Here is a 21699-nt window from a genome sequence, read left to right on the forward strand (position 1 = left end):
GTTTTCATTCCTTTCGTTTTTGTTTCCAGGCGTTCTTCAAATGAGACCACGCACTTCTAATGAATGGCATTGGATCATCCCATGCAAACAAAGCAAACTCTTTTTTGCCTCGCAAGCCTTCATAAAAATCTTTCCACGTCATTTCAGCTCTTTTTTTCTTGTGACGGAACGTTAAATAATACCGCACAAGATAAATCCATTTGACACCGTCTATTTGTTTGAGCCTCGGCCCGGGGTTTTGCTTGGTTAAATATAAATAATACATATAAACAAAATCCACGCCAGCAGGTCCTGTCAAGCTATGCGTTAACCAAAAACGAGGATTTATTTCAATAAACTTATAAACCCCATCTCGGGGGTCCTTTTTAAACTCTGCCATACCAATACCTTTAAGGTTCATTTTTCCAAAAAATGGTAAACATATATCCACCAATTCTGGAACTTGTTTACTAACAATATGAGCTCCCGTTCCAAATTCAGCTGGGAATTGATGATTCTTTTGCAAAGAAAATAACGCTAGTAGCTCCATATTGTCGTCATAAAAAGTGGCCACTTTATAAAAATGCTGATTGTCGCCAGGAATGATTTCCTGAATGATGAGCTTTCCATGCTGTCGATACAATTCATACTCATTTCTTAGTTGATCTGGATCTTTTATGAATATGGCCTTTTTATTTATTTTTTTTCGAAACTCATGGCCCAAAGTCGGCTTTAATATACATGGGAAATCGAGGGCCAATATCGCTTCTTCCATTTGTTCTTTATGTTCGATCACATACGTTTTAGGACATGGAATATTATGCTTCACTGCTAATTCATACATTTTGTGTTTATCCAGTATTTCTTCAATCAGCGAATGTTCAGGAAACAAAAATAAATAGTAGTTAGACAGTTCCATTCGATATTTTGAAATGAACACCACATAATCATCCGCGCCTGTATACAAAATCGGTTTCAGTTTAAATTCTTTAGCCAAATTGATTAAAAAAGTTAGTAATTCCTTTTCTTCTGATAAAGGACTTGGGCATACTCCACATGAAGCAAGACGTGATTTTCCTATCTTATAAGGTTTCTCTATATCGAACGCATAAACGTTGATCCCTTTTCTCGCTAAGCTTCTGATGATTCCGATTCCATTGGCACTTAAGTCCAGTACAACTGCTGCGTGTTCATGATTCATAGAATTCTTCCTCACTCAAATACTTTTTGTAGATCTTTTCAATATGAGCTGTCATTGTCTCTCTAGTTAAATGCTTTTTAGCAAAGTTTCTTGCACTTTCACCCAACTGCTCCCGACCTTGCTGATTTGCAATGACGAACTTTAATGCACGTGCCAGTTTATCTGTATCTCCTGGAGCGACTAGAATGCCTGTCTTGGAGTGATTCACCAATTCAGGTATGCCTCCCGATGTTGTCGAAATGACACAAGCTCCACTATGCATGGCCTCAATGATAGAAATAGGCAGGCTGTCGTTTAGGGTTGGAAGTACAAAAACATCGGTTTTGCTTAAAATGTTTGGCACATCATTCCTTGCCCCTAAAAACTCCACCATGGAAAGACCCAAAGAATCGACTTGCTTTTCTAAAGTGTCTCTCATCTCACCATCTCCGACAATGAGCACTTTAATGTTATCAGTATATTTTCTTTTCAGCTTTGAAAGTGCGTCAAATAATACATTATGGCCTTTTCTTGGGCCTAATCTCGCCACACATGTAATAACGACCTTCTTGTGTACTGATGTATTTTTTGTGCGATACTTCTCAGGGTAATCAATGCCCGTAAGCACAGTTGTCATGTTCTCTTGTTTAGTCCCTAGCTGCATTAACGGATCACGAAATGAATCACTGAGAATGATAAGGTGATTGGCAAATTCAATGGCTTTTCTTTCTAATGTTTTATAATAGACTTCTTCCAGCGAACCTTTTTTAAATATACCAAATTTCAGCCGGTTAAAAGTAAACATCCCATGGGGTGTAAACAACAAAGGTTTTCCGTAATATACATTGATTCTTCCTAATATATTCGCTGTAAACAAATCTTGCGCATGGAAGATATCATATTTTTTTAAGTCGATATTGTGAAGAAGCATCTTTTCATAGATGTACATATGTCTGTGATTTTTCAAAATCATGCTATTATAACTTCCATAACGTGTATTAAAGAAATTTTTTAATCTGGGAACAACTACTTCACGCAGGGTCTCTACTTTACTCCGAGGAAATTGATTAGGGGAGATAATGTCGACTTGATGTCCTTGTTGTCTTAACCCTTCACTAAGTGCCGTAATATAATTAGATAAACCTCCAGTATGAGGATAGTCCCAAAACGTAGCAATTAATATAGAAAGGCTTTTCTTTCGGACCGTCTTTGGCCCTGTATTTGTATAACGTTCGTACATTTCATTCTTCTTTTTTTGAAATGAGAACGAATGAATTCCAAAATATTTATCCATTTCTTTAATTACATAAGGATATGGAAACATAAGCTTCTTTTTCATCGCCAGATCCTCCTTACCACTTCGAACGCTTCAGCGTATTGTACGCCAATCGTCATTCCTCTAACTCTTCCTAAATACTGAACTCCTTCATATGAACGAGGATGAGGAAAATCTCTCATTTCTACATCGTAATGTTTGAGCGCCGCAATCTTTGAATCCATTTGATCTGTAATGTCGACAAAATAATTAGCTTTGAAAGCTTTATCATTCGTGTGGATATTCCACTCACTAGAGGAAACCGTTTCAAATGTAATTAATTCTATCGGTTTTTGGTTCGGCAGAGGTCGAGTCGCGGTCAAAACCGCTTGAAAAGTAATTAAATGATCAATATTGACATCTCCATAATGGTGGGTGAAGATTTTACTCGGTTTATAGGTCTGTATTAATTGTTCTATTTCTTTCGTTAACTGATGCAGCGGAATTAATTCTAACTCTAAATTAGCATGCTCGAGGAATATCACTTCTTCAATACCAATTACCTTATTTGCACACCGGCTTAGCTGCTGTATGTGATGGGCTTCCTCTTTTCTTCCTAAAGCGGTAATGATTGAAATTACCCGATAGCCATTTTCTACTAGTCTTTTTAAAGTCCCGCCGACTCCTAATAGCTCATCGTCAGGGTGAGCACCAATGACTAAAACACACTCTCTCATTATTTTTATCACTCCTTGTACTACTTAACTTATGATTGATGCTACAAAAAGAAACGGTCATTAGCGGAGAGCTTGCTCTATTGTTTATCATCTTTTAACAGTATTCCAACAGAAGTCCCCTTCCTTAAGCATGTGCAGGGCATGGCCCAGGTCGTTCGGTTTTTTATCAATGTTTCACCCATGTATTATAAGCAGAAGAAGGTATATTCTTCACATAGTTTAAAAAATCCTGTGACAGTCCAAATTTTTTAAACCCCTTTAATAATTTAATAGGAGCCTTGCTATTTGAGGTAAAAGCTCTTTTATGGTCAATAACTTTTAACTGACCTTCTTCATTTATTAAAACGTGTCTTACTTCCGTGTCCCATCTGGTAAATCCGATCTTTTTAAATTCATCCAACATTATTAATATTTTTTCAGTTAATTCTTCAGTGATCTGTTTTTCTTTTTTCAAGTGACGTGCAAGTGAAATTCCATGTATATACTCCATGACAATATAATTTTCTCCATATTCATAAAGTCGTGGAATAATAGGTGATGATTGTCCAATTACCAGAGCTTTCAACTCTTTTTTTTGAGTTTCTTCCAGGAAAAACATTTTCACACATTTATCATGAGTTAATTGATATACTTCTCCATCCTTCCCATCCCCAATGAGCTTATATTCCTTCAAGTCTCTTCTGCTTATTCTTCTTTTATTAAAGTATGTCTTCATTTGATCGCTCCTTAATAAGTATTTCGTGTTTTTGCAATAGTATTACCTCATATTCTATGATTCATCACTTACATATGTAACCTAGATTAATATATATTTTTATAACTTGATTCAATTCATATGGTTTTTTAATAGATATTATTTTAAAACCTTGAAATGCAATAAAGTGAAAGTTTGATCAGTGGGGGGCTTCATCCCATTGCCATCAAGCTAAGAAATGCAAATATCCCCAAAACAAGAAATTCGTTCCTTTTATTGCAACGAAATTCATTTTTCTCATCTTGAGGTAGTTTATTTTTTAGATTGATAGAGATAAGGCGATTCCCGGGGGCGACTGACCCTATTAAACCGGTTGCCCCCGCTTAACATGGAATAAATACGTTATGTATTAAAAACCGACTCCTATTACATAGCCGGTTTCTTTTATTGCTTCACATACACTTAGTCTTCATTAGGAAACAGTAGGTAAAGTGATATTTGTAAAAATATTGTCTGAATCAACAAAGTTACGTATGTGATTTTTATTTGTATAGTATTTTAAATTCAGAGGTGTAGAGCCTGTATAAACAAACTCATTTCCTTCCAGAACTAGTTCATTCGCTGCATTAGCTGAGCCAGATGCTAATAAGGCACCAAAAGATGTATTGTTTATCGTGACTATACAATTTGCTGCTTTATAAATTGTATAGGGTCTGTTTGTATCTGATAAAAACAGATTATTTTTGGTATTGATAGTGATATCGCATTCTTCTAATGATGTGTATGATACTTGGTTGTCCACATTTGTAATACCGACTTCGCAGGTCGTATCTATAAGCTTTGATTTAGTAACCTTAACGTTCATGGGGCGTCCGCTAAACATATGATTTCTCAGCTCACAATTAATAAATTCTGATCTAGTGAATTCACAGACATCTACATTCTTAGGATTTGGATTTTCAGATCTGACTCGTAAGTTTTCGAATCTACAATTATCATACTCTTTCACTTTAAACGTCATTTCCTTTTGTATAGGAACAGATTTAAAGGTACATCTGCTTATTTTGTTTGCCTTTAGCCACGGTGCAGTAACTAGATTTTCTGTAAAAATAATGTAATTATTATCAAACGTGCAATTATCGCCCATTGCAATCATGTCAGGATTTACGTATTGATTGTTTGATAATGAAACCCTGTATGAATCACTAGTTACATTCATGATGCCACCTGTAAAGCTGTTGCCTTCGATATTCACAAACGCCGCACTAAAATTAGAAGTCATAAGGCCAATGTTGTTTTGACAGTTATATAAGAAGTTATCCTTAATGTTTGCATGCACGAGAGAATACAAATTGATTGCAATATTATCAATGTTGTAAATGTGATTGTGCTCTATTAAAACATCGTAACACCCGACTAAGATACCATGATAACTACCGTAAATTTCGTTATCTTTTATCGTACAGCTTGCCCCATAACTATCTTCCATATTTATCGAATACCTAGTCGGGTCATTGAAAAGCGGTTTTCCATCCAAAAACCTAACCAAACCTTTTCCATTATCACGGATTTTATTGTTTACAATTTTGTTATAGCTACCACCTAAAGTAATACCGCCCCTATGCCCATTAAATATTCCACACTTTTTCACTGTATTATGATGGGGAATCCCGCCAAACATAATAGTAATCTGCATATTCTTACTTGGGTTGGTTTCATTGTAATACTGCAATCTAAACTTAGTTGCAGTAACAGGAATAGAAATATCGGTATAAATTCGTCTTTTCTTCATAACCCCTATGAATTTGTTGCTATTGTCGTAAAAGAAGATGTCCAATTCTTTAGTATTTAAATTAGTTTTTCTAGCGTATCCTGCGCCAGCTATAAGGAAAGAATTTATCTTTGGTGTTAAATCTTGAGGTATGTTTAACAGTTTTGTTATGAGTGTATTAGCCGAGGTGATTGGTTGTCCAGTTGTGTAATCTAAAGCACTTAATGTAAGTCCTTGATCAAATTCACCATAGTTATATATAGAATCTGAGCTAAATGAAACATTATCACCCATGTAATCGCGAACTGTACAATTTGTCATAGAACAATAACTTGAACTTCTTTGAAAGAGAACTCCATATGTGTGCTCCATTGCTGCTTCTAAAGGATTCGAGAAACTCCTATCATCCCTACATCCAATGACGGTTCCGCCAAATAAATGAGAATTAGTGGTTTTGCTAAAAACAACACTATTTCCTTTAAAGTTGTAATAATCAGTAGTTGTTCTATTATCGAATGGTGATTTTTTGTTAGAATCATATATTACTTTTAGTGTTGAACCATTTAAATTAAAGTCAATATTAGAAACCATAGCGATTTCACGAGGGTAACAGATCGCATAATTCCCCTTTGGAAGAATCACTTCAACATAATTGTTAACCGCCGCAAATTGTAATGCACTGTTTATTCCCTGTATATTCTTATCAGCTTGTATATAATCAGCATCTGCATAGGGCTTGGTGGGGAATCCTTCTTTTATACCCCACTGATTTAGTTCAATTAAATAATCCAATTCCCTTCACCCCTTCATTTTCTTAAAATAGTATATTCATTGATAAAAGAAATCGTCCCTATAAAAGGAAACTGTTTTAAAAATCACTAAAATTTACAACCCTATTCATAAAAAAACAGTTATATTCTCTCGTTAGATTTAACAGTACTCCAGCAGAAGTCCCCTTCCTCAAGCGCGTGCAGGACATAGTCCAGTGGTAGGGAGGGGAGGAATGTTGGTCGTGCACAGCACGAAGTTTTTGTTTCCTTTTTCTGTAACTTTATGTATACTAGTAGTAAGGGGAGGAACGTACATTCGTTTCTTTGTTTTTAGGAATCTGAAACACTACAATGAAAAAAGAGGAAGGTGATGACAATGTTGCTGAGCCGAAAATGTGAAATTTCCCCAACGGAAGAACAAAAAGAAATGTTAGAACGTTGGCTGCAATATTGTCGTCAAACCTATAACTCTTCTCTTTTAGATAAACAGAGAAAATATAAAGAAAATAAGCAATTGTATACACGTTCTGACATGCAGAAGCAACAAGTAATCGATAAGAAGAGATATCCTTTTCTAAAAGAAGTGCCATCACAACCCTTACAAGAAGTATTTTTACGACTCAAAAAGGCATATGATGGCTTTTTGAGTGGGGATACAAACTATCCCAAATTAAAAAAGTATAAAGACTATAATAGTCTCACTTCCCCTCAATTTGGATTCAAATCGAATGGGAAACACCGCTTTGCGATGTCATTTGCAGATAACGGAAATTTATATAACAAACAGTTAGGAGAAATAGAGATTCATCTGCATCGGCTGATAGAAGGAACGATCAAACAGTTGATTCTGAAACGCCAATCGAAGAGATGGTACGCTATTTTTAGTGCCGAAAGACAGGATGTACCTCCCTCTATTGATATAGAAAATGCAATTGGTATAGATGTAGGACTGAATCAATACGCTGTTCTTTCAAATAGAACGGTATTTGAAAATCCAAGATTTCTTCTGCAAAAAGAAAAACAACTGCGGAAAGCACAGCGTAACCTTTCGAAGAAAAAGAAGGACTCTGCGAACTATAAGAAGCAAGTAGAACGAATTCAGATCCTTCATGAAAAGGTAGCGAATCAAAGAAAAGATTTCTTACACAAATTAAGTTATCATCTCACGCAAATGTATTCGGTGATTTGTATAGAAAATCTTGATATTCGAAAGATGGTTCGGAATCGAAAAGTTTCGAAGTCGATCTCTGATGCAGGCTGGGGCGCTTTTCGTAAGATGCTTTTGTATAAGTGTGAGAAATTTGGCGGTTTACTTGTGAGAGTAGACCCAGCGTACACATCACAAGATTGTTCTAGCTGTGGGAATCGTGTGGAAAAATCACTTTCGATTCGGACACATATTTGTACAAAGTGTGGAACAGTGTTAGACAGAGATTATAATGCAAGTCTCAACATTTTGCGAAAAGGATTAGAGCGATTACTTATGAGAACGACCGAAGAATGAAACTGTAGGGCAAGGTTGTGTCCAAACAGTATAAACGACGCCTGTGGAGAGTATGTAAGACTGCTTAGATTCCCAAGCAGCAACGCTCTATGAAACAGGAAGTCCCTTCTTCAAACGACTCGTAAGAGTGTTAAGGAGGGGTCATTCACAGACCAGTTTTATTTTACAATTACACCCCCTTCCATATTATGGTTTTTATTGAGCGCTATTCTGTAGCGCTCTTTTATTTTTACTCACATCCCTTTGCCTCTACCTTGGTTACTATACATATCCGGACACGAAAACCTACTATTAGAATTCAAAAAGATGACATTTCTTCAATATATCCTATCAGGCTATTGTTTGTATAACTACTAGAACTGAAGAAAAGCAGTTATCTTTAAACTACAATAAAATATATCAGAATTTAAGGGAGACAGCTCAAGGAGAATTGTCCGTAAGAAACAACTGATGCGAGGGGAATAATCACGGAAAATGCCGCACTTTCTTTAAAATGGACCGATATGGTTCGATCTTAAAGAAAAACTAAAAAAAGTACCTAGAATAAAAAAAAGGGAAATGACAAGAAAATAATGTTTTTTTCTCATCTTCACAGCATGTAAAAACTTTCTGTTCGTAAATATAATCATCGGAAAAAGAATACCACCTATTATCAAAGTAATAACTAAACCCATAACCATACCCACCCATTCTTTTACCATATCTGAGCAACCATTAAATAGACAATTGATTGAATAAACAGTTATTCCCCTCCTAAAAGAGCATACCCAAAAAGAAAACCAAAAATAAAATTTAGAAGCACACTTATTACTAAGTACAATTTTTTCATCTATTCACCTCAAAAAATACGTGTATATAATCATTGTTATTCTAATTAAAGAAGCCTAACAAAAAAACAATTCTTTATATATTCATCTACACGAACACTTTTAACTTTTGACTATGCATCGTTTATTTTGTTATTTATCTCTTCTAACACTCGCAACTGCTGCTCACCTTTCTTTACAGCCATAGTAAAATAATTTTGTAAAAGTCGTATTGTGTTATTATCAATATAATATCGTTCCGTTATATTCCCCCATGTCTTGCTATTTTGAAAATCATCCCAAGTAAATGGACTGTGTTCTTTTTTCTTTAATTCTTTAAATACCCATCTTTTCATTTTCTTTTTTGCTTTTTCAGTTAATAAACCATTCTTTACAAGTACGAGTTCTTCATTTCGTTTATACCGCTTATAAATATCCTTTTCCTTGAATACTTTAAGAAAGATATTCAAGGTGTTCTTAGCGTCTGCAAAGGCACGGTGCTGCTTTCCTTCCCATTCTAAAGAAAATTGTTCCACCGCAAATTTTAAACTTGGTGTATGTATAAATAATTGATCATATGCTTGAAATACAAATTTTTGCAAATCAAATTTTCTCTCATTCTCTATATTAGGGCATTCTATATGATGTAGCTTACAATCTTGCGCAAGAAATTTATAGTCTTCCTTTCCCCATGTTATAAACATATAATCATCCCCAGCAAATTGAAGAAATCGCTCCATTACCTCTGGAAACACTTCTACCTCTTTTAAATCTTGCTTTGTAATGCCTGTTAATTTTGTTGTATGGCGGGTTAGAGGTGCGGTTGGTTTAACAAGTGACGAAAATTGTCCTATTATACGCACTGTACTTGCTTCTACCTTGATTGCCCCAATATCAACCACTTCCAAGGGATCTTGCGATTTATAAGGTCGAAAATTCCGTTCAACATCAAAGACAATATAATATTTAGGTTCATTCAAGTCATATCCCTCTTCCTTATCTGATTATATTTTTAATTATATATTCCCCACTGTACAAATACACAAAACAAAATTTATAAAAAAGATCCCGAGATTACTTTTTGAATATTCAGACAAAAATAACTAAATTTTTTTGTATATAGAGTAAAGCTTTAATCAGCGAGGTTTGCTTTATCTCTCGTCTAGCTTCTTTGTTTTCGTCGAATGTTGAGGTGAGAGTATTATTGCACGCGAATAGCGGGATAAACATACATTCGAAAGAATGAAATGAATCAAGCACAATAAAAAAAGAGAAGGGCAAGCCCTTCTCTTTTCAATTCAATTACTTCTTAACTACGTTAGTAGCTTGTGGTCCACGGTTACCTTGTTCTACTTCGAAAGTAACTTCTTGACCTTCTTCTAAAGTTTTGAATCCTTCGCCTTGGATAGCTGAGAAATGAACGAATACGTCTTCTCCGCCTTCAACTTCGATGAATCCGAAACCTTTTTCTGAGTTAAACCATTTTACTTTACCGTTTTGCATGAAAAAATCCTCCTACAATGTACCTATATGTACATATTCATTTTCGACCACTTTACAACAATAATAACGACATTAAAAAACTGCAACCGCAGAGGAGATTTAACATTGCTATCCTCTTCTGAAGTTACAGCTCATTTAAATCTCTATATTATTAAAAGTAAAATGGTTTATAATCACTATATCATATCGATATAATAAAAGTAAAGCTGAATTCTCTATTTTTTGTACATTTTACTCAACATTTTTCTCCCAGGGCTTCAACTTTAGAATTTCTCCACTAGTTGCCTATCAGCTACTAGGCGAGTCGGTTCTTACCTAGACTTTCACGAGTAAGCAATACTTAGCTTAACTGGGCACGCTATAAAAAAAGCACGAATGACTCTTCTTGTCATTCGTGCTCCTCTACTCTTATTTTTTAAAAATGCCAAATGGCTTTCCTACTGGTAATACAACTTTTCCGAAATGTGTATTTAATACAGCAGCTGCTGAACCATAGAAAGATAGTAATGAAATACATAGTTCAGAATACGCTGCTAAATTATGCATAGCATGTGGCATAACACCTAAAGTACTAAATGAAAGACCGATAAATAAGAAATCAATAAGTACAAAAATCATAAATAATACTTTATGTGTTTCCATTGCTCCAATAGTCATAAAAATTGTAAAAATTAGGTACCCAATAAATGCAACACCAAGTTGCTTTGGATCTACAGCTTGTGCCAGTTTTTCGCCAAATACACCAAGTTGAATTAACCATGATGTCCCAACACCTAACCAAAATAGACCATACGCACCAAAAGCAGTTGTACCGAACGTATTATTATGCTTTGCATCGTGAATGCAAGCAAAAAGTTGTGCAAATCCTCCTAAAAAGATTGCCCATGGTAATACAAATGAAACGCCATCAGTTAATCCTAGCTTTTGTGATGATGCTACAAGTGTTACCATTGCTAATCCAAATAGACCAATTCCAGATGGATCCGCTGTTGTCATTTTCACATGATGTGTAGTTTGATTACTCATAAAAACCTCCTGATTTTGAACACATACTTGAATACAATACTGAATTCAGGTATGTATGTCAATGGTTTTTATTGTATGTCGTCAGACTTCACGTTTTTGTAACAATGAAATATCATTTTCGCTACTTCATATGGCTTGATATTTAAATTTAATAGCTCTTTTACAGGAATCCAAACTGGAATGTATTGTCCCCTATCAATCTTTGTAAATTCTTCACCTTTTCCTGTACCAAAAACACCACCAATGATACGAGCTTCATAAAAATACTGAGTGCCTTTATACTCATACTTCGTAACAAGTTTTTGAACTTCAACATGCACGCCTAATTCTTCATAAGCCTCACGTATTGTTGCTTCTTTTGGTGTTTCATACTCTTCAATCCCTCCACCCGGAAAGACAAAATACACTTCATTCTTTCAAACACGTTTTATAAGAGCAACCTTGTTTTCTTGTATCAAAATGAGTGAGCTACGATTTCGAATCATGCTATTACTTCAACCCCAATAGCAATTGTTCCCCACCTTTTCTCTTGTTCTTTCGTATATATTTCATATGTACTTGCTAGCATTTCTTCTACACTCCAGTTTGCACAGTCCAGCAACTCTTTATCAATGTCTTCATACATCTGTTGAAATGTTTGATAACATTTTAACTCAGTTACTTTTACACAAATTGTTTCTTTTGTTATTAGATTTGTAAATTCGATTTTATCGTCTTTTTGTATATTCTGACGCTTTTTATCATATAAGCGTACTTCAAATACCTTTTTTCCAGATTGAATAGATTGAAATGGCCCATTATATAATCCCATTTTATGTTTCATTTCCTCACCACCTTAGTTTATTATAACATGAGCATTTCCAACTCTTTTTTCATTTGTTGCAAGAAATTCAGCAAGGCTTATTCGATATCATTTTCAAAAGAAGAATCACCACCATTACTTTTTCAAACAGATTGAACAACCCCTCCCCGCATGTACAAAACATTCATGAATTCTACATTATATTTGTGATTATAATCACTTCGATCTCTTTTCTTATCCATTATGCTAAAAGCATACAAATGAACAGAGGAGTGATTCATATGGCTACACCTTTTACTAAAACATCTATTGTTGGTGAAATAGTTACCACTTTTCCACAAGCAAGTGATTTGTTTAAAAAACATCGTATTGATTTTTGTTGTGGCGGGGACAAAACAATTGAAATAGCGACACAAACAAAAAAAATTTCTCCTGATGAACTTTTAAAACTATTAAATGAACAATATATTTTATATAAATCAAAAAATAATGAATCTACAAACTGGAGTGAAGCTAATTTTTCTATACTAATTGACCATATTATCCAAAAACATCATCGATATATTCAAGAAGAATTGCCACAGCTGAGCCCATATGTAACAAAAGTATTTCGCGTACATGGTCAAACAGAGTCGCATTTAAGTACCGTTCACCGACTTTTTCATGAATTAAAATTAGAACTTGAACAACATATAATAAAAGAAGAAACTCTTGTATTCCCGCTTATCAAAAAATACGAACAAAATTCAACTCAAGAAAATTTAATTTTGGCAATTGAAAGGCTTGAAGAATTAGAACAAGAGCATGATGGAGCTGGCGATCTTATAAAAGAATTACGAATCATTACAAATGATTTTACTCCTCCAGAGCATGCATGCCGCACATATCGTATGGTTTATAATCGTCTAGAAGATTTTGAATCTGATTTATTCCAGCATGTACATCTTGAAAACAACATTTTATTCAAAAGATTACTTTCCTTAAAATAAACAATAAATCTCCTCATATGAGGAGATTTATTTCTTTATATAAGATGCTCTATACTATAACATGTAGATAAAACACCTTATCAACACCACTTATTACATTTAATATGGGAGGAGTTTTAAAGAAATGCGCTACGTCATTGTAACAGGTACTTCACAAGGATTAGGCGAGGCAATCGCTACACAATTATTAGAGGAAAATACACGACTCATTTGTATTTCTAGAAGACAAAATGAAAAGCTTATTGAAAAAGCAAAACAAAAAGATATTCCTTTAACATTTCACTCAATCGATCTCCAAGATGTACATAATCTAGAAACTCATTTTGAAACAATCTTTTCATCCATTGAAAAAGAAAACGTATCGTCTATCCATTTGATTAATAATGCCGGTACCCTCGCACCAATGAAACCGATTGAAAAATCAGAAAGTGAACTTTTGATTGCAAATGTACAAATTAATTTAATTGCACCGATGATCCTTACTTCTTCGTTTATGAAACATACGAAAAATTGGAACGTGGACAAACGTATTATTAACATTTCTTCAGGAGCCGGTCAAAAACCATACTTTGGATGGGGAGCATATTGTACAACGAAAGCTGGCGTGAACATGTTTACACAATGTGTCGCTATAGAGGAAGCTGAAAAAGAATATCCAGTAAAAACAATTACTTTTGCCCCAGGTGTTGTTGACACAGACATGCAGCAACAAATTCGGCAAACAGAAAAAGAAGATTTTACTAACTTAGATCGATTTATCGCTTTAAAAGAAGAAGGAAAATTACTCTCCCCTGAATATGTCGCTAAAGCGGTTATCCATCTTTTAGATACACCCCATTTCGAATCTGGCGGCGTAATTCGCATTGATGAAAAATAGTTTCATAGCAAAAGGCTCGCATATAAGCGAGCCTTTTATCTTATCGGTTCTAAAAATATTAATACAGATTCCATTATTGGTTCATATCCTATCTCTTGGTAAATCTTATTCGACGTTGGATTTGCTAAGTCTGTATATAAAGTAGTTGTTTTATAACCTCGGTCTAACATGAGCTGGCTAAGGGCAGCTACACAATTAGAAGCGTACCCTTGTTTACGTTCTTCTTTCGGTGTATATACAAAATTGATTGTAATATTACTCTTAGTAGGCCTTGTAATTGCAGCTACTGAAACTAATCTCCCATCTACTTCCCATCCAAACAACCGATTTGTACTTACTAATGTGTTTGCAGTTTGTTTTGATTTTTCTTCCGTAGTGGGCAAATGAACATCTTCACAAAATTGGTGCACCCACTTTTCAATTAATGGTAGTTCAACGCTGTTTACTCGCCGAAAAACTCCATATTCACCCCATTTCTTCTTTACTTTTTTTAATTCATACACACCTTGATTCATACGAATAGAAAGCTTCTTTTGTTCTAATTTTGCAATCTCTTCAGCTAATTGTTTCACCACTCGCTTTTCACCAATCAATCCCGGTATATCTGGATACACCTTTGTTAATTGTTTCGCTATTCCCTCTATAGCCTCTTGCGAAATCTCGGATTTAGCAACAATCATTTGCTTTTTCTCAGTTTGAAGAAGTATGAGAGCAATTTTTTCATTTTGCTTTGCTATTGCCATAAACAACGGATTCTCCGTAGACTGTAACACCCCTAATAATAAATTATTTTCTTGCTCATTCATTTCCAAAATGGAGGTGACTTCCTTCTTAAAGTAAGAAACATCTTTATATACCTGTAATTGAATCATCGACAATCTCTTCTTTCTATATAAATCCCTTTTGATTTTTCGACATATAAGTCGTTGATACGAAGAAGAAAAGGTGACTTACACTCATTTTCTCTCTCTGTTTTACCTTGGCATGAGGCAGGAAAAGGATCTGACCGTTTCTATGCATGGCCGTATGCTCTCTCCCACCTAAAAAGAAGGGGTTTATTTGGATTTATATTTTTATATTTAAATAGAATATTGGCGATTCATTCATTAAATCCTGCTTTTACGATTCAATAATATTCAAGACTATCGTCATTACTTCTTTTTCAGCTTGTGAGATCCGTTGTTTTTCCCTTTCGAATGTAATTTCTTCGTTTTTAAAACACTCTCTCCTCTTTTGAATCATACGTACCATTTCTTTTTTGCTCGGCCCACCATATACAGTCCGTTTTTCAACAAATGATTCTGGTGATATAATATCATCCCATTCTTTTTCTGAAAGTATTACATGAAAGTTTTCTTGTAAATATATATTTACTTCTGTGAAATTCAGTTCATGTAACTCTTTTTTCTGCTGTATAGACATTGTTGCAATATCACTTGCAGCACGATGAGCACGCCGAAAAGGAATCTTATAATTTTTTGTTAATGCGTCTGCAAAATCGGTTATTGTAATCGCATGTTGAAACGAGCGAGTTCTTAAAACTTCATCTTCCACCTTCATCGTTCGAATTACTGCATTCATCATACAAAACACACGAATTGCCTTTTCGATTCCTTCATACAAATAAGGTTGCAAATCATCTTCTGTATCAACAATATCTCCAAACGGTGTATTATGAATCATTTGAAATACAGTGAAAGTTTCTCCAAGTGCACTGCTAGCGAGAGCACGAGCATGTTCAATGGAAACAGGGTTCCGTTTTTGCGGCATTATACTGCTGATTTGTACGTATGGGTTTGCAACAGTAATCCCATTGTATTCTTTTGTTGCTAGTAGTAAGAAATCATGGAGCCATCTACTGCTATTCGTCATCGCTACCATAAGTGTCGCGCTTGTTTCTAATAAATAGTCTGCGCTTGCAATAGCGTCATATGAATTTTCAATAACACTTGAAAAACCGAGCAACTTTGCAACCTGCTGTCTATTTATAGGAAAGCTTGTAGTAGATAGAGCAGCTGCACCCAAAGGAGATTGATTGACAAGATGATATACCTTCCAAACACGCTCTAAATCCCGATGCATTGTATCATATATTGCTAACATATAATGACCGAATGTTGTCGGCTGGGCAGGTTGTGTGTGCGTATAAGCAGGCATGATTGTTTCCATATGTTCATTCGCAACTTCTAACATGCTTTCTTGTAAAAGAAGAAAATGCTCTATATAACGGAGTAAATAGCGACGCAAACTCATCCGATACATCGCGACCCCCATATCATTCCGGCTCCTGCCAATATGCATATTACTTACAAAATTATGATTTGCTTCTTGCCCAATTAAATGCTCCACTAAAAAAAAGAGATCTTCATGCTCCTTCTCATACAGTAATTGACTCTTTGGAATTTGTGCCACTTTTTCTAACGCTGTTAAAATAACTTTTGCATCTTTTTGTTTCATTAATTTTTGCTCAATAAGCATGATAATATGAGCACGATGAATCATAAACATCTCTTGCAACAAGTAATCTCGCTGAAATTGAAACACATGCTGTAGCACACAATTTGCATAGGTTTCCCCAGGGAAATCAGCGCCCTCACTCTTTATAAATTCCTCCTTATTTTGTTTCATCACCTTTTCCCCTTTCGCCCAGTTATTACTAATCATCATACCCTGAGCTTTTGAAAAGGTGCTTGTATAAAGTGAAACTTCCATCAGTGGGGTCTTACTGCCCACAAATAGCGGGATAAAAATAAACCCGATGCTTCACGCATCGGGTTTATTTAATAACAGTGGCATCATATTTTTCACTTTTTAACACCTGGAACTGTAAATTCAGTAAGTGCTTACGAAGCTCTGTACTATCATCTTCATCCAATTGATTTGCTAAAAATACAATTTCTGTACAATTCCCAAGTTTATCAGTGGCATAAGCTGCTTTTGCTAATGTCCATGGGGTATACCCATTTTTTTGTCCAGCATGCCGGAATGACTTACGATACTTCTTTGCTTTCATGTCCGTTTCAACAAGATTTGCCCACTCATTTTCTCCAGCCTTTGTAAATCCTTTTTTATGATTCGCTTTTTCCAGAAGCACCATATAATCATTTGCGGATGCAGCTGGCAACTTATCTGACCATATTTTTTCATATTTTCCTTCTAAATAGAGCGGAATTTCTTTTTGTAATAACGGTCCTTTCTCTTTTAACCGTTCATGTATTAACATGGCATAACGACGATATTCTTCTGAAGACATTTCTTTTAACTTTTTCTCTAATTTAGATTTTGGAATATGCAGTTCCTTATGCAAATATCCCGGAATGTATAGAGAAGAAACAATAGGAAATAACGGTTGATGTGAAGGAAGTGATAGGTTTTGTAAATTTTGGTTAATATAATCTAGTCCAAGTCGATCCATTAAATATTCTGTATTTGCATTTGAACTAAATTTCATCATCCCTTTCGCAACTTCTTCTAAAGAAATTGCATTTCCATCCATTTTACCAGTTTTCATTAAATACTTTTGCCAACGATCCTGCGCACCACCATCTGTATTTGGAATATAGTAACGATTTACATCATCAATTGACACATAACTATTTGGGTCAATTCTCCCATCTACAACTTGTTTCGTAAATTCAAGTGCAACAATTAACTTCATCGTGCTCGCAACTGGTAACACGACATCTGGATTCACAGAATAAACAACTTTATCATTTCGCTTTATAAGTAGGGCACTATTTTTTTCATCTTTATGTTCTTCAACAAATGAGGCAATAAATTGAGCATCATCATTATTAGAGCTCCAAACTTTTTTTACTAAAAAGTTACCGGATATAAGTACTACGAATACACCAATGATTCCCGCACATATTATAACTTTTCTCAAGTGAATTCCCTCTCCTAATTTACATCTTTTATCTTTTATCTTTTATCTTTTATCTTTTATCTTTTATCTGTTATATATAGTTATAAACAAGACAATAGAGACGATTGTCTAAATAATCGTCTCTATTATTTTAACTTGTCATCTCCTATTATGTCTATGTCATAATTCGAACAAAATTTTCAACAAATTTCTTATAATTTAATTTCCACCCAATTCGCACCCAATTTTTAAGAGCTTTCGCATCGGGTTGTGGCCGAAAATCAGCGATACTTTCCCCCTTTGCACTACCTTCTAAATCAACTTCTACTTTCCGATATACATATTCAATCATAGAAGGATTTACAACTGCCATCATCGTAAGCACATCATGAATGGGGCTTCCGTTAATTTTCGGATTTATTTTCTTATATGCCTTATAATAATATTGAAATATAGGTTCAATTAATTTGTTAAATGCAGTTTGTGAATGTTTTTTTATATAATGCACAGTTTCAGGTGTAACGATTGATTCACTTGTAACATTTAGAGGGATTAATGTTACGTTTTTTGCATACTGCATGACTAAATTTGCAGCAAGTGCATCTCCATGAAAATTCGCCTCTGCTACAGGGGTAACATTCCCTGGAACAAGAAATGCTCCACCCATACAGTAATATTCTTTTACATCTTTCATTATATCTTTTCCTAATATAAACGCCGTTGCTAAACTTGTTGATCTTCCTGTATCAACAATAATAATTTCTTTTTTATAACGCTGGATTATGTCAAAGATTGCACAAAACGATTTAATATTTGGTTGAATCGTTTTTGGAGGGCGAATTGGCCCTAATCCTTCCGCTCCATGAATTTCCGGATAATATGTTGTAAATTCACCTGACAATGGCATTTTTGCTCCATTTATAATTGGTATATCCTCTCTGCCTGCTAGTTGCATTAAATACGCAGCATTGCTCGTTGCTTGCTCTTGTGTTACATTTCCATATCCAGTTACAATCCCAACGATTTCAATCTCAGGATGTAATAGCCCATACATAATGGCTAAAGAATCATCAATACCTGGATCTCCCAAAAAAAGCACCTTTTTCATGGCACTTCCCCCCCATCCCTTCACCTCTTATTATGGTATAAACCAAAATACATGTTAACTATTTTTTAAACCATATACGCCATAAATTAAAATCACACTGTATTCACACACTGCTTTTTGAACAAACGATGAATTATTCAAACAACCACTGGATTGAACCATTTGTTCAAATTTCGTTCATTGTGATTCGATTCACAAAAATACATAATAAACTTGTAAATACATTTTATTATGTATCGGAGGAATTTATTATGTTTATTGATTTTTTACGTAATAACAAAAAAGCTTTATTTATTCTATTACCCCTTCGTTTATATTTAGGATACGCTTGGTTATCTGCTGGATTAGGGAAGTTTTTCGGTCAATCATTTAACGCAAGCGGTTTTTTAAAAGATGCAATTGCCAAAGCGAGTGGAGATCATCCAGCTGTACAAGGTTGGTGGGCTGATTTTCTACAACACTTTGCTCTTCCACATGCTGATTTATTTAGCTTTCTCGTACAATGGGGAGAAATTTTAGTTGGGCTTGGTCTTCTTTTAGGAGGGCTTACGAAAACCGCAGCATTTTTCGGATTAATCATGAACACTGCTTTTCTTTTAAGTGGAACTATAAGTACAAATCCAAATATGATACTATTGTCTATACTGATTTTAGTTGCAGGACATAACGCTGGACGTGTTGGTCTAGACGGATTTGTTTTTCGAAAACTTTTCCATAAACATAAAAATAACTATCCAACCTATCCTACACATAAATTTGCATCATAATTAAGTTTTTAATTATAAAAAGTAGAGCTCTTATAAATGCAATACGAGCTCTATTTTTATAACAAATTTATTTAATTAGATTATAAACTCTTCAAATCCAAACATCTTTTCTATTTTTTGATTAAAAACTGTAGAACATACCCATTTTATATATGCCATTCACACATATATCTTCATGCCGTTTTATTTGACGTTAGCATACTACCTATTACATACGCAATGAAAGCAAAACAAATCGGAAACACAACTGTATGTATACCAAACGGATTTGGAAAACAAAGGTGAAATAGCATATAAGAACTCACACCAACCAGAATGGATGCAAGCGCGCCAACTGCATTCCCTCTCTTCCAATATAGCCCTAAAACAATAGGCCAAATAAATGCTGCTTCTAAGCCACCAAAGGAAAATAAGTTTAACCATATTAAGAAATCTGGCGGTTTAATAGCTGCGGCATATACAAGTAAACCAATGATACCCGTAATCCATAGACTTCCTTTTTTTATTGTTGTATCCGCCGCATTTTCATTTATATAGTTCACATATATATCTTTAATAATGGATGAACTCACCAGTAGTAAAAGTGAGTTTACCGTTGACATAATTGCCGCCATTGGGGCAGCCAAAAAGATTCCAGCAAGCCAAGGTGGCAATACTTCCATCGCAAGAAGTGGCATTACTTTGTCTGGTACAGTTACACCTGGAAGCACCACGCGCGCAAACACACCTGTTAAATGCATGCCAATCATAATTGTACCAACAACAACTGTGCCAATTATTAACGCTTGATGCATTGCTTTTGAATTTTTATAAGACATCGCACGCACGCTAATTTGCGGTAATCCAACAACACCAACACCAATTAATATCCAAAATGATGTCACATACGTTTTCGTTAAACTGCCATCTGCACCAAATGGTGTAATTAAATTGGGATTAATTCGAACCAGTTCTTGCATAATCTTTTCAATCCCGCCACCAGCAATCACTGTTGCAATTAAAATAATTGTCGTACCTGCTAACATAATCATGCCGAGCAATGTATCAGATAAAGCAACTGCGCGGAATCCACCAATTAAAACGTATACAAGTACAGAGAATGTAAAAAGAAATAAAGCCGTTGTATACGAAAGACCTGTTAACGATTCAATTAACCTTCCGCCTCCAACCCACTGAGCAACTGTTGCTGAAAATAAAAAGATAATAATACATACTGCTGAAAGAATGACCACTGCTTTATGATTATATCTTCCTTTTAAATAATCAATAAGCGTAATTGCTTCCATCTTTCTTGCAATGATTGCAAACTTTTTACCAATTACCGTCAAGACAATGTAACCCGTTACAACCTGGATTGCTGATAATAATACCCATCCAAGCCCCATATTGTATGCAATTCCAGGTCCACCGATAAAACTACTCGCACTACCGTACGTAGCAATCATTGTCATAGCTAATAATAGACCGCCAAGCTCACGTCCTCCAAGAAAATATTCTTGTAAAAATTTATTATGAGCGGTTGCTTGTACACGTCTTGATGCATATACACCAATTAAAAATACAACGATAAAAGAAATTATCATTGGGATTATTACGTACCAATTCATTTATCATTCCTCACTTTTTTCTTCCTCATCGAGCGAAATATCTTGAAATGCAAAACGCACGATTAAAATAAGAAGTATAACTACTACACCAAAACCGACTATACAACTATAAAAAAACCATGCCGGAAAACCTAATACATATGTATATTCACTTGGATCTTTACTCCCAAGCCCATAGGCAAATCCATACCATATTATAAAATTGATAAAAGCAAGTCCAAGACCAATTAACGCCTCTCTATGGGCAATTCGAAAGCGTGGATCATCATGATAATCCTTCATTTTCTCCCTCCTCTCACGATGTATAATTGTAACATTGTTTTTCTAGTTTTTCCTACTAGAAAAGAAAAACTAGAAGGATTTTTTGCAAATATATAGAATCCAACTCCGTATTACATAATTTTTACAATTGTAATGTAAATGAAATTTGAATTTTCAGTCTTTGTTATTTATGATTAA

20 protein-coding genes are annotated in these 21699 nt (G+C 34.8%); 4 read left to right on the forward strand and 16 right to left on the reverse strand.

Features of this window, described 5'->3' with window-relative positions; translation table 11 throughout:
• Window positions 1-4 precede the first annotated feature (4 nt).
• The 5 genes from NSQ40_RS17425 to NSQ40_RS17445 all read right to left on the reverse strand — a co-directional run bounded on the left by NSQ40_RS17425 (window position 5) and on the right by NSQ40_RS17445 (window position 6408).
• Window positions 5-1180, reverse strand: a complete 1176-nt coding sequence (locus NSQ40_RS17425) for a carboxylate--amine ligase (protein ID WP_258248272.1) — start codon at window positions 1178-1180, stop codon at window positions 5-7.
• A complete protein-coding gene (locus NSQ40_RS17430; RefSeq protein ID WP_033798278.1) occupies window positions 1170-2498 on the reverse strand; it encodes a glycosyltransferase family 4 protein in 1329 nt (442 codons plus the stop codon). Before NSQ40_RS17430 ends, NSQ40_RS17425 begins: the two co-directional genes overlap by 11 nt.
• A complete protein-coding gene (locus NSQ40_RS17435) occupies window positions 2495-3151 on the reverse strand; it encodes a PIG-L deacetylase family protein (protein WP_003198951.1) in 657 nt (218 codons plus the stop codon). The genes NSQ40_RS17430 and NSQ40_RS17435 overlap by 4 nt, the downstream gene beginning before the upstream one ends.
• A gap of 166 nt (window positions 3152-3317) precedes the next feature.
• The gene (locus tag NSQ40_RS17440; RefSeq protein ID WP_098101310.1) at window positions 3318-3866 is read right to left on the reverse strand and encodes an AarF/UbiB family protein; all 549 of its coding nucleotides are present in this window, start codon (window positions 3864-3866) and stop codon (window positions 3318-3320) included.
• Between the two features lie 451 nt (window positions 3867-4317).
• A complete protein-coding gene (locus NSQ40_RS17445) occupies window positions 4318-6408 on the reverse strand; it encodes a right-handed parallel beta-helix repeat-containing protein (RefSeq protein ID WP_258248271.1) in 2091 nt (696 codons plus the stop codon).
• 348 nt (window positions 6409-6756) lie between these two features.
• Between NSQ40_RS17445 and NSQ40_RS17450 the strand changes: the two genes are divergently transcribed.
• Complete coding sequence (locus tag NSQ40_RS17450; protein WP_258248270.1) at window positions 6757-7890, forward strand: RNA-guided endonuclease InsQ/TnpB family protein; 1134 nt, start codon at window positions 6757-6759, stop codon at window positions 7888-7890.
• A 940-nt stretch (window positions 7891-8830) separates the two neighbouring features.
• Here the strand turns inward: NSQ40_RS17450 and NSQ40_RS17455 are convergent.
• The 5 genes from NSQ40_RS17455 to NSQ40_RS17475 form a co-directional block, all read right to left on the reverse strand.
• Window positions 8831-9676 (reverse strand): exonuclease, encoded by an 846-nt coding sequence (locus NSQ40_RS17455; protein ID WP_018765374.1) that lies wholly within the window; start codon window positions 9674-9676, stop codon window positions 8831-8833.
• Window positions 9677-9998: 322 nt separating this feature from the next.
• Window positions 9999-10199 (reverse strand): cold shock-like protein CspB, encoded by a 201-nt coding sequence (gene cspB / locus NSQ40_RS17460; RefSeq protein WP_003198964.1) that lies wholly within the window; start codon window positions 10197-10199, stop codon window positions 9999-10001.
• Window positions 10200-10607: 408 nt separating this feature from the next.
• The gene (locus NSQ40_RS17465; protein WP_003198966.1) at window positions 10608-11225 is read right to left on the reverse strand and encodes an acetate uptake transporter; all 618 of its coding nucleotides are present in this window, start codon (window positions 11223-11225) and stop codon (window positions 10608-10610) included.
• Between the two features lie 68 nt (window positions 11226-11293).
• Window positions 11294-11632 carry an NUDIX hydrolase gene (locus NSQ40_RS17470; protein ID WP_003198967.1) on the reverse strand — a complete coding sequence of 113 codons (339 nt, stop codon included), beginning with the start codon at window positions 11630-11632 and terminating at the stop codon, window positions 11294-11296.
• Window positions 11633-11706: 74 nt separating this feature from the next.
• On the reverse strand, window positions 11707-12048 hold the full coding sequence (locus tag NSQ40_RS17475; protein WP_003198969.1) for an ASCH domain-containing protein: 342 nt from the start codon (window positions 12046-12048) through the stop codon (window positions 11707-11709).
• A gap of 260 nt (window positions 12049-12308) precedes the next feature.
• On the opposite strand from NSQ40_RS17475, the gene ric reads away from it, so the two are divergent.
• Both ric and NSQ40_RS17485 read left to right on the forward strand, forming a co-directional pair.
• A complete protein-coding gene (ric, locus tag NSQ40_RS17480) occupies window positions 12309-13016 on the forward strand; it encodes an iron-sulfur cluster repair di-iron protein (RefSeq protein ID WP_006095534.1) in 708 nt (235 codons plus the stop codon).
• 124 nt (window positions 13017-13140) lie between these two features.
• Window positions 13141-13893, forward strand: a complete 753-nt coding sequence (locus NSQ40_RS17485) for a (S)-benzoin forming benzil reductase (RefSeq protein WP_097787451.1) — start codon at window positions 13141-13143, stop codon at window positions 13891-13893.
• Between the two features lie 35 nt (window positions 13894-13928).
• Here the strand turns inward: NSQ40_RS17485 and NSQ40_RS17490 are convergent, their stop codons facing one another.
• The 4 genes from NSQ40_RS17490 to NSQ40_RS17505 all read right to left on the reverse strand — a co-directional run bounded on the left by NSQ40_RS17490 (window position 13929) and on the right by NSQ40_RS17505 (window position 18866).
• Window positions 13929-14765, reverse strand: coding sequence for a GNAT family N-acetyltransferase (locus tag NSQ40_RS17490; RefSeq protein ID WP_003198976.1), 837 nt, complete (start codon window positions 14763-14765; stop codon window positions 13929-13931).
• Between the two features lie 247 nt (window positions 14766-15012).
• A complete protein-coding gene (argH, locus tag NSQ40_RS17495) occupies window positions 15013-16521 on the reverse strand; it encodes an argininosuccinate lyase (RefSeq protein WP_033796310.1) in 1509 nt (502 codons plus the stop codon).
• A 148-nt stretch (window positions 16522-16669) separates the two neighbouring features.
• Window positions 16670-17779, reverse strand: coding sequence for a serine hydrolase (locus NSQ40_RS17500; protein ID WP_003198980.1), 1110 nt, complete (start codon window positions 17777-17779; stop codon window positions 16670-16672).
• 154 nt (window positions 17780-17933) lie between these two features.
• Window positions 17934-18866 carry a nucleoside hydrolase gene (locus NSQ40_RS17505; protein ID WP_033796309.1) on the reverse strand — a complete coding sequence of 311 codons (933 nt, stop codon included), beginning with the start codon at window positions 18864-18866 and terminating at the stop codon, window positions 17934-17936.
• Between the two features lie 251 nt (window positions 18867-19117).
• Between NSQ40_RS17505 and NSQ40_RS17510 the strand changes: the two genes are divergently transcribed.
• The gene (locus tag NSQ40_RS17510; protein WP_033796308.1) at window positions 19118-19633 is read left to right on the forward strand and encodes a DoxX family membrane protein; all 516 of its coding nucleotides are present in this window, start codon (window positions 19118-19120) and stop codon (window positions 19631-19633) included.
• A gap of 173 nt (window positions 19634-19806) precedes the next feature.
• Here NSQ40_RS17510 and panF read toward each other — a convergent pair whose 3' ends face one another.
• Both panF and NSQ40_RS17520 read right to left on the reverse strand, forming a co-directional pair.
• Entirely contained in the window at window positions 19807-21240 is a 1434-nt protein-coding gene (gene panF / locus NSQ40_RS17515) for a sodium/pantothenate symporter (RefSeq protein WP_033796307.1), read from the reverse strand.
• Between the two features lie 3 nt (window positions 21241-21243).
• Window positions 21244-21522, reverse strand: coding sequence for a YhdT family protein (locus tag NSQ40_RS17520; protein WP_003198986.1), 279 nt, complete (start codon window positions 21520-21522; stop codon window positions 21244-21246).
• Window positions 21523-21699: the final 177 nt, after the last annotated feature.

Source organism: Bacillus sp. FSL K6-6038, assembly GCF_038050455.1.
Lineage (GTDB): Bacteria > Bacillota > Bacilli > Bacillales > Bacillaceae_G > Bacillus_A > Bacillus_A pseudomycoides.

Bases quoted from the DNA above. Each gene is read 5' to 3' on its own strand.
- NSQ40_RS17450 (WP_258248270.1), top strand. From the start codon at position 6,757: ATGACAATGTTGCTGAGCCGAAAATGTGAAATTTCCCCAACGGAAGAA.
- NSQ40_RS17440 (WP_098101310.1), bottom strand. From the start codon at position 3,866: ATGAAGACATACTTTAATAAAAGAAGAATAAGCAGAAGAGACTTGAAG.
- NSQ40_RS17465 (WP_003198966.1), bottom strand. From the start codon at position 11,225: ATGAGTAATCAAACTACACATCATGTGAAAATGACAACAGCGGATCCA.
- NSQ40_RS17435 (WP_003198951.1), bottom strand. From the start codon at position 3,151: ATGAGAGAGTGTGTTTTAGTCATTGGTGCTCACCCTGACGATGAGCTA.
- NSQ40_RS17475 (WP_003198969.1), bottom strand. From the start codon at position 12,048: ATGAAACATAAAATGGGATTATATAATGGGCCATTTCAATCTATTCAA.
- NSQ40_RS17520 (WP_003198986.1), bottom strand. From the start codon at position 21,522: ATGAAGGATTATCATGATGATCCACGCTTTCGAATTGCCCATAGAGAG.
- ric (WP_006095534.1), top strand. From the start codon at position 12,309: ATGGCTACACCTTTTACTAAAACATCTATTGTTGGTGAAATAGTTACC.
- NSQ40_RS17485 (WP_097787451.1), top strand. From the start codon at position 13,141: ATGCGCTACGTCATTGTAACAGGTACTTCACAAGGATTAGGCGAGGCA.
- NSQ40_RS17430 (WP_033798278.1), bottom strand. From the start codon at position 2,498: ATGAAAAAGAAGCTTATGTTTCCATATCCTTATGTAATTAAAGAAATG.
- panF (WP_033796307.1), bottom strand. From the start codon at position 21,240: ATGAATTGGTACGTAATAATCCCAATGATAATTTCTTTTATCGTTGTA.
- NSQ40_RS17490 (WP_003198976.1), bottom strand. From the start codon at position 14,765: ATGATTCAATTACAGGTATATAAAGATGTTTCTTACTTTAAGAAGGAA.
- cspB (WP_003198964.1), bottom strand. From the start codon at position 10,199: ATGCAAAACGGTAAAGTAAAATGGTTTAACTCAGAAAAAGGTTTCGGA.
- NSQ40_RS17505 (WP_033796309.1), bottom strand. From the start codon at position 18,866: ATGAAAAAGGTGCTTTTTTTGGGAGATCCAGGTATTGATGATTCTTTA.
- NSQ40_RS17510 (WP_033796308.1), top strand. From the start codon at position 19,118: ATGTTTATTGATTTTTTACGTAATAACAAAAAAGCTTTATTTATTCTA.
- NSQ40_RS17425 (WP_258248272.1), bottom strand. From the start codon at position 1,180: ATGAATCATGAACACGCAGCAGTTGTACTGGACTTAAGTGCCAATGGA.
- argH (WP_033796310.1), bottom strand. From the start codon at position 16,521: ATGAAACAAAATAAGGAGGAATTTATAAAGAGTGAGGGCGCTGATTTC.